8 protein-coding genes are annotated in these 11561 nt (G+C 61.5%); 1 reads left to right on the forward strand and 7 read right to left on the reverse strand.

Annotated features, from left to right (window positions below):
- A partial coding sequence (locus tag JNL55_RS19470) for an RNase H family protein (RefSeq protein ID WP_322111043.1) occupies positions 1–365 on the forward strand: 365 nt, incomplete at its 5' end.
- A gap of 2 nt (positions 366–367) precedes the next feature.
- Here JNL55_RS19470 and JNL55_RS19475 read toward each other — a convergent pair.
- The 7 genes from JNL55_RS19475 to JNL55_RS19505 form a co-directional block, all read right to left on the reverse strand.
- Entirely contained in the window at positions 368–2506 is a 2139-nt protein-coding gene (locus tag JNL55_RS19475; protein ID WP_293857473.1) for a S9 family peptidase, read from the reverse strand.
- A gap of 8 nt (positions 2507–2514) precedes the next feature.
- Positions 2515–5382, reverse strand: coding sequence for a TonB-dependent receptor plug domain-containing protein (locus JNL55_RS19480; RefSeq protein WP_293857476.1), 2868 nt, complete (start codon positions 5380–5382; stop codon positions 2515–2517).
- Between the two features lie 83 nt (positions 5383–5465).
- The gene (locus tag JNL55_RS19485; protein WP_293857479.1) at positions 5466–6548 is read right to left on the reverse strand and encodes a FecR family protein; all 1083 of its coding nucleotides are present in this window, start codon (positions 6546–6548) and stop codon (positions 5466–5468) included.
- Entirely contained in the window at positions 6532–7125 is a 594-nt protein-coding gene (locus JNL55_RS19490) for an RNA polymerase sigma factor (protein WP_293857482.1), read from the reverse strand. The genes JNL55_RS19485 and JNL55_RS19490 overlap by 17 nt, the downstream gene beginning before the upstream one ends.
- 91 nt (positions 7126–7216) lie before the next feature.
- Positions 7217–8905 (reverse strand): D-lactate dehydrogenase, encoded by a 1689-nt coding sequence (dld, locus tag JNL55_RS19495; RefSeq protein ID WP_293857485.1) that lies wholly within the window; start codon positions 8903–8905, stop codon positions 7217–7219.
- The gene (locus JNL55_RS19500; protein ID WP_293857488.1) at positions 8902–9831 is read right to left on the reverse strand and encodes an SMP-30/gluconolactonase/LRE family protein; all 930 of its coding nucleotides are present in this window, start codon (positions 9829–9831) and stop codon (positions 8902–8904) included. The genes dld and JNL55_RS19500 overlap by 4 nt, the downstream gene beginning before the upstream one ends.
- Positions 9767–11548, reverse strand: coding sequence for an IlvD/Edd family dehydratase (locus JNL55_RS19505; RefSeq protein ID WP_415923115.1), 1782 nt, complete (start codon positions 11546–11548; stop codon positions 9767–9769). The genes JNL55_RS19500 and JNL55_RS19505 overlap by 65 nt, the downstream gene beginning before the upstream one ends.
- Positions 11549–11561 lie beyond the last annotated feature (13 nt).

The raw sequence follows: 11561 nt of genomic DNA on the forward strand, positions 1-11561 counted from the left end.
CGTTGCATCGCGCGTTGACCATGGCGGAAACCGCCATCGACGACGGCTTGACGGTGCAGATCCTTTGCGATTCCACCTACGCGATCAACTGCATCTCGAAGTGGGCCGCGGGTTGGGAAAAGAAGGGCTGGCGCAAGGCCGACGGCGAGATCAAGAACCTCGAAATCATTCAAGCGGCCTACGAGGTTTACGGCCGCATCCAATCCGAAGTGCACTTGAGTCACGTCGCCGCGCACGTGGGTACGGAAGGCAACGAATTGGCGGATCGCATGGCGATGTACGCCGTCGAGAGCGGCAACGTGGAGTTGACCGAGTACGGCGGCGAAATCGATATTCCGACGATTCTACGCATGCGCGCGGGATGAAATTAGCTGCGATCGGCAGCGACTTCGAGCCCGGCGCGCGGCTGAACGCGCCCCTTCGCATCAAACAAAACCACCCCACTGGCATCAGTCGCTATATCCATCTGCTCCGCAAGCCACGCCTCGATCTGACCGAAAGCATGGCGAGCAGAGGCCGGCGTCATGAAGCCATGCCCATCGTCTGAATATCGAAGCATTCGCGACGGCACGCGATTGAGCCGAAGGATGGAGAACAGCGCCTCGGCGGATAGTGGGTCGAGCCCCGGCCACAGGGATCGACTGCGGTCACCTCCGACGAGGATGAGCGTCGGTGTCTTGCTCTTGTAGCCGTCGAAAAGAAATCCTCCGAGATAGGTCTCCGGACGATCCGCGAGCTTGCCGACGTGGGTCTCCCAGAACATTCTTGACGCGGTGGTCCCGGTTCTGGAGCCGGTCAAGCTGCCAATGAAATCCGGCAGAACCCCCGCACCGATCTGATCGTGGATGATGCCAGCGCGATAGCGTGTGCTGCGAGTCAGGAGCAGATTGACTCGAGCTCCGCCGGCGCTCGAGCCGAGCACGCCGATTCGAGAGGCATCGATGTAAGGATGCTTCGACAGCCACTCCACGCCGGCGTCGACATCGCGCATATCCGCTTCGATGCCGCCAAAATCTCCGTTGCGCTGACGATGACGAGCGGCAGCGACCCCGGGACCGTACTCGCCGGAAGAGCGGTAATCCGGTACGAAGACCACATACCCTTTGGCGGCCCAGGTGTGCCACTCCAGCGGACTACCGGTGGTCACGGCACTGATGGGTCCGAACAAATATAGAAAGCTTCCGGGACCGCCGCCATGCACGTCCACGTACAGCGGGTACTTTTTGCTGGCATCGAAGTCCGGGGGATAGATGACCCACGCGGCAATCTGCACGCCATCGGGCGTTGGAAACTTCACGCGCTCGAAACGTCCCAACTGGTAACGCACCGTCGGGTCGTCCAGCAGCGCGACGCGAGTATCCTGTTTCGTCGCGACAGCCAGCGTGCGCAGTTCGACACGCCCGAGGCCGTCTCTGGCCACATACGCCAGTCGCCTGCCATCGGGCGACAGTTGCAGCTCTCGCTTGTAGGTCGGCGATTCGGTCAGCGCGAGCGAATTGCCGTCGAGATCGACGCTATTGATCTGCGTCCGGCCGCCATCGCGAGTGAGATAGTAGAGCCGGCGTGAATCGGGTCCCCAGCGCACACTCTGGCCGCCGACATATTGGGTACGGGTGAGTCGCCGCACCTGGCCCGTGGCCAGCTCGACGACCAGCAGACTGGTGAAGTCGTCCCACCTCTGCGAATCGATATCGCAGACCACCGACAGCCACCGGCCATCGGGCGAGATGCTCGGCCCAATGCCGTTCATGATGCCGCCGACGCGAAACACATCCTGTGATTTGCCGTCTTTCAGCACGCGCACGACGGTTTCCAGAGGCGCGCCATCGGTGTTCCAGAGCGGCTGTGCCACGTAGTAGAGATCGTTTTGGGCGCCCCATTCCACCGCTTCGAGCCGCCCTGCAAACGGCAATCGACGCGGCGGCTCGGGGCTATCGACGTCGATGATCGTCATCACGCTACTGAAGGCGCCCGCCGCATCACGCGCGTCCGCCTGCGCACCGACATCGACATAACGAACGCCATCATCGGCCGAAACCGTATCCAACGGAGCAGGTTTTGCCCGCGTTTCCTGAATCAGCACGATTCGTCGCGAGTCGCGCGACCAAGCCATGCGACCCAACATACTGTTGCCGTACTCCGCGGGCACGCGAGCCAAAACCCTCCGCGCCCCTTGCGTCTCTCGTACTACCCATTCCTCCTGCTCGCGAGAAACATTCCGTGTTCCGTCAGGAGAGTTTCGTCCCTCCCCAACGGCGAGCACGCGCGATGAACCGCCGCTCAATGTCCACGAGCGCTGCGTGGCCTCATCGCCCACCTTCACATTGGCGGCAATATGAGAAGCATCCGTCCACTGCAACCCCGATACGTCGAGCGACTTCTCAGCGACGAGTCGTTCCGGAGTCAGCGTCGGTAACTTCACCGACGCAACCGCAGGCATGGCACTCAGTATCGGCAATGCCAGCAGCAAGCAGGCGCCGCGTGCAAAAGAAGATATCTTGTTCATGGAAGGTGCTACCAGTCGAAGGACACGCGCGCGCTCACATATCTTCCGCGCCAGCTGCCCTCGGTAAGATCGAAGTAAGGCGCGACGTTCACGAACTGCGGCAACTTGTCTGTGATGTTGACGACGCTCAACATCAGGCGACCGTCACTGGCTCCCACGAGGCCGGCCAACGATCTCAGCGATATGCTGCCGGTCGCATCGAGAGTCCAGATGTTTCCTAGCGCGCGGGGCGTACTGGCGTCACGATAGTGTCCGAGATATCTACCATTGAAGCCGATCGTCCAGCCCGGATTCGATAGACCCAGCGAGACGTTGCCCTTCCACTCCGGCGCCCAGGCGTCGATGTTGCGGTGGCCGAGACGATCCTCGCTGGCTGAGCCGGGAGCGATCGTCACATCGTAGTCGATCGTCTGCGACGCATTCAGTCCGAAGCTCGCCTCGCCGATGGGTGTGCTCCGGCTATACATCGCGCGCCAATCGAGGCCCGAAACATTCAGTCTGCCGAAGTTGACGTAGCTATAGAGCACGCTGGTGATGCGCCCGGGCAGCCCGTCGGAGCTCGGCTCGCGCGTCACGAATCCAGGAAACAAACTTTCGTTGTTGACCACACTCTGCGGATCCATGCGCAGGATGTAGTTCTTGATATCCAGCTCCCACGCGTTGACCGACAAGCGCAGCCCCTCGATGTTCTTCGGCGACCACTCGATGCCAAACACAGTGCCTTCGCCGTCTTCCGGCGCGAGGTTCGGATTGGGCCCGGTGCGGATCAAGCCGCCCGTCACCGCCTCGCCGCCCCGTGCGGGGTCGGTCATTCCAAACAGATCGATGGAGATCGTCGTGACTCCCAGTCCCTGCTGCAGCAGTCCGGGCGGCCGAAACGAAGTTGCCAGAGCAGCACGCATCAGCAAGTCTTCGCGCGGTCTGAACTCGAGGCCGGCTTGATGCGTATCGGCCTTGCCGACGTCGCTGTAATCATCGATTCGCGCAGCCGCGGAAAGCGCCAACCGATCGAATGCGACGCCTGCCGAGTTGGTCCCTGACCACACCGGCAGGCGAGCTTCACCGAAGGCCGCGCGCGAGCTGCGGCTTTTGTCCAGGAAAGAAGTGAGGGTTCGAAACATCAGGTCTTCGTCGAGATACTCGGCGCCGGCCGCGACCTGCAAAGCACCCGCCGGCAAATCGAACAGAGGTCCTCGAACGACCGCCGTATACATCTGCCGGTTGCCGCGAGTGCTGGCGCGTGAGTCTGTCCAGATCGACCGGAGTACGGCATCGCTGGCAGCGACACCCGTCGTAAACGGATTCAAAGCGGTGGCGGGATCCGAGCTCGCCAGTGCTGCCGTCCGGGCCGTGGTATTCACGGTATTGAAATGATCGATGGCTCGATTCTGGTCGCCAGAGGCCACCGCAGCGACCTCGAAGTCCCAGCTGCCAGCCAGATTGCCTTTGATTCCGAGCACCGCGCGCCCGAAATCGCTGTCGCGAACATTTCCCCCTCTCAGATTCTCGGGAGACAGCCGTGTCGTAACGCGGACATCTGTGCCAAACGGATTGAAAGCATTCGAGGCCGGCACCAGCACATTGCTGAGAGCGACAGCGAGACCCGGCGCCGTGACGTCCGCATGGTTGTAAGTCAGCTCGGTGAACGCAGTCAGACTGTCCGTGATGTCGAACGTCCCGGCGCCATGCACCCCCCATGTTTCCGATTGCGGGATCAGCGTCGCGCCTCCTGCTGTTCCGTACGTGCCGCATAGATTCGCGACGCCGGCGTTCGCCGCGAACTCCGCGAGCGTTGGAGAGCTGCCCGCGGCGCTCGTCGGAATCGCCGCGAACGAACTACCGACGCCGTTGAGGTTGCCCGAGACGCTAGTGACAGTGCCGGGCGAGCACGAGCGTGTTCTCGTGTCCGTGCCGCCCAGCGAGCGATAGTCGGCATTGGAGAAGAAGTCCCGCTCGGTCGTCAGCAGCTCACTGGTGCGACTCCATTGAGCCATCGCCAGAAACGAGCCGCGTGAAAAAGTATGCCCGCCCGCGAAGGCAGCCGACGTGTCATCCGTGCCATCGGCGTACCCCTGACGAACTTCGAACGATGCGCCATCGAGGCGATCCTTCAGCACGATGTTGACCACACCGGCCAGCGCATCGCCGCCGTAGACCGCCGAGGATCCCAGCGGCAACACTTCGATGCGCTCGACGATGGACATGGGAATCTGATTCAAATCGACCACCGAAGCGGTGGTCGAGATCGAGCCCGGTTGAACCCGTCGGCCGTTGAGCAGCACCAGCGTCGTGCCCGCTGGCAGCCCGCGCAATTGAATTCCCGACTGGCGGTTGGACCCGCCGCCGGCGAAAGTGGTATCCGAGATGCTGGTCGATACCTCGCTCTGGTTGGCGAGAAATGTAGCGATCGTAGGCTGCCCGCTGCGATCGATGGCGTCGCGCGAGTAAACATTCACCGGCAGCGCACCTTCGCTGGGGACCTGCAGGCGCGAACCGGTGACGACGATCTCTTGCAGCTCGAGCTCCGCATCCAGTCGGGAAGTAGCGTTCGCGGGCGAATCCTTGAGCGGCGAGACCAGCATGACGCCGGTTTCGCTATCGGTGCGAACGCCGAGATGAGTGCCCTTGAGCAACAGGAACACCGCTTCTTTCGGCTCGTAGCTGCCATTCACGCCTTCAGTGTGAATGCCCTTGAGCTGTTCGGCTTGATAGACGAGTTCGATGTCGGCCTGTTTGGCCAGCGCTTCGAGCGCCGTCACCAGATCGCCCGCCGGCACATGGAGAACTCGCGCCGCATCGGCAACCGCGTTTGCGGACAAGGCCAGGCCCGCGAGAATTGCGGCAATAGTGCTACGCACGCGCATCGTCTTCAGCATGTGATCTCCCCGAGTCAGGCTCTGATGGATTGGCCTGGTGCGTACCGAGACGAGCGAGCGGGGAAAGTCCTCAAGTCGAAAATCTATTGCTGTTCGACAGCGCGAGCCGCGGTGAGCACGATTCTGTCGTTCACATGTTCAGCATGGATGGGCAACGCATCTTCGAGAAGACGCACGAAGCCTTCAAAGCTGGTGGGCCGAACTTTACCGCTGAAGCGGATCTCCGCGACGCTGCGGTCTTGGATGAAAATCTGCCGCTCGTTGTAGCGGTTGAACTCCGCAACGGCTTCTGCGAGTGGAATATCGCGGAAGGTCAGAAAGCCCAAGCGCCAGCTCAAATAGTCTTCGACTTCGGGCAGCGGCTTTTCCTGAACGATGACGCCGGAGTCTGCCGCTCGCGTGATGGTTCCGGCAACCAGCAACATCGCATTGCTATCACCGCGCACGGGAGTCGCAGATTGCGCAACGCTGGAGCTACCCTCCTCCAGCCTCACCTTGCCTTCCGTCACGAACACGCGCAGATCGTTGCCGACTCGATGCACTGAGAATTTGGTGCCGACCGCGACGACGCGCTTGTTGCCCGCACTGACGACGAACGGCCTGTTGGGATCTTTCGCGACTTCGAAGAAGACTTCGCCGCGTTCGAGTTCAACTCTACGCTCGGTCTCGGTGACGGCCATGCGTATGGCACTGTCAGTGTTGAGCGTGACTTTGGAACCGTCCTTCATCGGCACCGAAGCGAGACCACCGACAGGCGTGCGGTAGTACGGCCCCAGGCTCGTGAAGTGCCAGATGAGAGCGCCGGCGGCGACGGCCACTAGCACACTCGCAGCCAAAGCTCGGGGAAACCACCATCGGCGCGACGATTCGATGCTTTTCGCCTTTGCATCAGGCGACTGCGAGCGAGTGGAGCCATCGCTCACGAACGGACTGAGTCGCCAACTATCAGGCGACGGCAACGTTCCCGGCGCGCTGTCACCCTTCAATGCCTGCAAGCGTGAAGCGTGTTCCCACGCGCCCTCCTGCCGCAGAAACGCAACCCGGTTTGCAATGGATGCCTCGAGCCACTGCTGGAAGCGTGCCTCGTCCTCGGCGCTCCACTTGCCGCTCTCGCGTTTTGCGAGCCAGCTGCCGGCTCGCACCTCTATGTCATGGCTGCTTTCCATGCTCGCTCTCTCTATCTACGGTTCCTGCACTCAACCCCTCCGGCTCGCGCTCAGCGTCGGTCCGCACACTTTGGCCGAACACCGCGTCCGCCAGCAGCCGCGTGCCCTTGATCACGTGCTTCTCCACACTCGACTCGGTGATCCCCAAGCGGGTTGCGACTTCGTTTTGTGACAACTGATCTACACGCCTCAACCACATCACTTCGCGGCACTTGGGCGGCAAGCGCGCGAAGGCGCGGGCCAACAGATTGAGTTCTTGCCGGGCCTGCACTCGCCGCTCCGGCAGAACGTCGTCTACCAAGACGCCCGCCACGTCCAAATCCGGAACCCCTTCGATGGAAACGATGCGGCTGCGGCGCACGCGGTCGATCAACAAATGCCGTGCCGTCTGGAACAGGAACGTTTTCGGGGACGACGTCGGTCGGGCTCGGGCAGCGGCCTCGTAGACCCGGATGTACACTTCCTGGCGCAGGTCATGGACTTCGCTGCGATTGGGCCAGCGGTTCAGGAAGCGGACGAGCGCGGCCTCATGCACGAGGATTTCGCGCTTGAACCAGGCATCCAGAGTTTCGTCCATGGCGCCGACGATAGCGCCGATGCCGGCTCAAAATACAGCCAGAATTTTTTGCTCGATCGAGTTCAGGATCGGGCCGGTTCGCTCGTCTTGATCAGGTTTGCCAGCGTGCGCGCTTGGACGTCTGGCCGATGCCCGGGTTGAATTGGTTGCAGGGATCGAGAGCTCGATAGAACTCGGCCAGCGCGGGCTTGGCCGGATAAAGATGGCCCACATTATGTTCCGCGGGACACTCCGCGCCGCGCTCATCGAACCAACGCAACAGTCGATGTTCGAGCGCCGGAGCATTCGCGCCCTTGCGCACCAGATAGTCCTGATGAAAGACGTGGCAGAAGAAGTGTCCGTAGTACAGCGCCAGATGAATGCGGTCGCGAATGTCGCTCGGCGGCGCCTCGAACCAGTGCGGATCGTTCCGCCTGAGCGCGACATCGAGCGCAACGATGTCCTCCACTTCCTGGCGATGCATGGCCCGATACCGGATGGCCGCGCCCGCTGCCACGAACCGATGTAGAAAGGCTTTCTCGGCCTCCTCTTCGGTGCATTCGAAAACGTCTCCGGTACTCGAAGGAAACCTGGCGCTCAAGTAGTCGGCCGCTTCCTGAATACCGTCGCCCGCCATCTTCAGAATCAGATGATGCTCGAAGCGATCACGCCAGGCTCTCATTCGCACCGGCAGATGATTCGGGAACAGGCCGCTCAATCGCTGTAGCAAGACATCGCTGGCTCCGCAACCTGCCAGCCCGAGACGCGACACGAGGTCATCGAATCGTCGCTTCAGATTCATCAAGGCGGGCAATCGCCGCGTACCCAGATGATGAATGATCAAGAAGGCGTCTTTGCCATACGTGTCAGCGACGTCGAACATGTCGCGATGCATGTACTCGCCAGCCACGGGCAGATTTTGAAAGCGCGAAAGCATATGCCTTCGAATATCGGTGAGCTCCGCCGGATCCTGGGTGCCGATGTAGAAGACACGCGTGCTGGGTTCTTTTGCAAACGTATCGAGCCGCGCAGCGAAAACCACCACCTTACCGGCACAGCCGGAGGCTTCGAACAATCGCTCGGGGTTGGCATTGAAACGGGCCGGCACATCGGAATCGATTTCTCGCAAGCGACGCGCGTAGTCGCGGTCGGAACCCCAACGATTCGAATCGTGCTCGATATCTTCAGCGTTGAACTCGCCCCGATCCAGCCGTGCCAGCATTTGCTCAGCGTCCTGACCCAAGCTCACCCCAAGGTGATTGACGAGCTGTAGCTCGCCATTCGCAGTCACTCGTGCAAACAGCGCCATTTGTGTGAATGCCGGGCCGCGCTGAAGCAACGCACCGCCAGAGTTGTTACTGATCCCTCCCAGCACCGAAGCGCCGATACAAGACGACCCGATCACCGAGTGCGGCTCGCGGCCGAAAGGCTCGAGCGCCTGTTCGAGTTGATACAGCGTGGTGCCAGGCAGGCAAATCACTTGTCGACCCTGATCGATGACGTAAAGCTTGGCCAGGGACATCGTGTTGACGATCACGACCTCCCGGTCGTAGTCATCGCCGGCCGGCGTGGATCCGCCAGTGAGACCGGTGTTGGCAGCTTGCACGATGACGATCTTGTTGGCCGTCGTGCACGCCTGCAGGACTCTCCATAGTTCGACCAACGAACGCGGGCTGACTACCGCCAGCACAACCCCCGTGCCGTAGCGGAATCCTGTCCGGTAGGGCCGCGTGGCATTGCTATCGGTCAGTACGCGTGCGTTGCCGACGATCAGCTTCAGAGCCGCAACGAAGCTACTCATCTTTCGCCGAATGCCGCGACTCCGCCGCCTCGTACATCCGTCTCGACTGCGAACAGGCCACCAGCGAGCGGCTCTTCGGCCAACCGTTCTGCACTCAGATTTTTACGCGCAGTCGTAATAAAGAGTGTCGTGCCGCTTGGACCGCCAAACGCACATTTGGTCGGATTGCTGATCGGCATGCCGATGCTTGCCAGCATCTCACCGCTCGCGGACAGCCTGACGATCTTTCGGCCGCCCCACAGCGCGCACCAGATGCCTCCTTGCTGGTCGACCGCCATGCCATCCGGATAGCCCTCGCCGGCATCGAACTGGTGAAAGAGCTGCGCTCGCGCGGCGAATCCCTTCTCATTGACGGGCGCGCGATAGATGCGCCGGGCAAGCGTATCTGTGAAGAACACGAGGCTACGCTCAATGTCGAAGGCAGGGCCGTTGGTTATCGGGCATGCGCCCCACATCTCGGCAGTCGAACGCTCGGCGGTGAGGCGATAGAAACGGCCGCTTGGATTGCGCTCGAGCAAATCCATAGTGCCGTACCAGAAGTTTCCCCAGGGATCGCACGCTCCATCATTGGTGCGGAGACCCGGGCCGGTGCCCGCAGCGATGCGCGAACCAACGGTGCGCGCGCTCGTATCGAGTTCGTAAAAGCCCGATGCCGAGGCCGCAACCAGGCGACCGACACCCGCCGGCACCAGACAGGTTGCGGCGAACGGCAAGCACCATTGCCACCGCACCTGCGTCTCCGGATCGAACCGATGCAACAACGCGCGCGCGATATCCACCCAATAGATGGAACGGTCCGCGTCGTGCCACAAGGCACTTTCGCCAAGCTCAGCCTTGGCGTCCCAAACGCAGACCGGTCCCTCAGTGCGAATGTCGGGGAGGGCCTTCGCGCTCGGCGATTCGCTGATAGTTTTTTTCTGTTGCAAGGCCGGCTCCTTCGTCCAGCGGACGAACATATGCGCGATAGATCTCCTGCCAGGGCGTCTGATTGCGCGGATGGCTGGGCGCGGCTCGCGACCGACGCTGAGACAATTCCGCTGCGTCGACCAACAGATCGACGCGGCGCTGGACCAGATCGATACGAATGCGATCGTTGGTTTCGACCAGCGCCAGACCTTCGCCGCTCGCGGATTCCGGCGTGACATGCAGAATGGAAGGACTCGCCGACGTGCCGCTTTGCCGGCCGTCGCCGATGCAGGGAAGGATGTCGACACCGCGACGAATCAAGTAATCCGGCGGCGACATGTTGACCACCTCCGCCGACCCCGGATAACCGATGGGGCCGCAGCCGCGCATCACCAGAATGCAATCCTCGTCGATGGCCAGCGACGGCTCATCGATACGACGGTGATAATCTTCCGGGCCTTCGAACACGATGGCCCGTCCGATGAACGCGCTGTGCCGATCGGGGCCGCCGAAGTAACGTTGCGAGAAGGCTTCGGTAAGCACCGACGCCTTGAACACAGCGGAGCGGAAGATGTTGCTTTCCAGAATCAAAAAGCCCGCGTCGGCGCGAATCGGATTGGCAACCGATCGAATCACGCGCTCGTCAGTACTTTTGTAGTCCGCGTAGAGCTGACCCATGCTGGCGCCGGCAACACTCGGTGTCTGGGTCTCGATCAATCCTGCTCGAATGAGTTCGCCGAGCACAGCGGGCACGCCACCGGCGCGGTAGAAATCTTCACCCAGGTATTCGCCGGCTGGCTGACAATTGACCAGTAGCGGCACGCCGGCTCCGCAGCTGCCCCATTCTTCGAGCTTGAACGGCAGTCCGATGGAGTCGGCAATCGCCTGCACATGAACTGTCGCGTTGGTCGAACCGCCAAGCGCGGCACAAACGCGAATGGCGTTTCGGAACGCAGCCGCGGTCAGGATCTTGGAAGGCCGCAGATCCTCATGCACCATCTCGACGATGCGGCGACCGGTGGCATAAGCCATCTGCGCTCGCTCGCGGTAAGGTGCGGGAATCGCGGCACATCCAGGCAACGACATGCCGAGCGCTTCGGCAAGACTGTTCATGGTCAACGCCGTGCCCATGGTATTGCAATGACCGATGCTCGGTGAGGACGCGAGCACTTCGCGCATGAAGCCTTCGAAATCGATCTCACCCGTCTTCAGGCGATCGCGCGCACGCCAGATGATGGAGCCAGAGCCGATGCGCGCTTCTCCGGCCCAGCCATTGAGCATCGGGCCGCCCGATAGAACGATCGCGGGAATATCGACGGCCGCCGCAGCCATCAGAGTCGCCGGCGTGGTCTTGTCGCACCCGGTTGTAAGGACAACCGCGTCGAGCGGATAGCCGTACAGAATCTCGATGAGCCCGAGATAGGCGAGATTCCGGTCGAGCGCGGCCGTCGGACGTTTGCCCATCTCATGAATGGCATGCACTGGAAACTCGAACGGCACGCCGCCAGCGTCACGAATTCCGTCTCGCACGCGCGTGGCCAGTGCGAGGTGATGTCGATTGCAAGGAGCAAGATCGCTGCCGGTCTGCGCGATACCGATGATGGGACGACCCGACCTGAGTTCATCGCCGGTCAAGCCGTAGTTCAGATACCGCTCCAGATAAATGGCGGTTTCGACCGGATGCCCGGGATCGTCGAACCACGCACGGCTGCGAAGTTTCCGGGACGGATCGCTCATGTCTTCCCTTGTG

The organism is Steroidobacter sp. (genome assembly GCF_016790065.1).
GTDB lineage: Bacteria > Pseudomonadota > Gammaproteobacteria > Steroidobacterales > Steroidobacteraceae > Steroidobacter.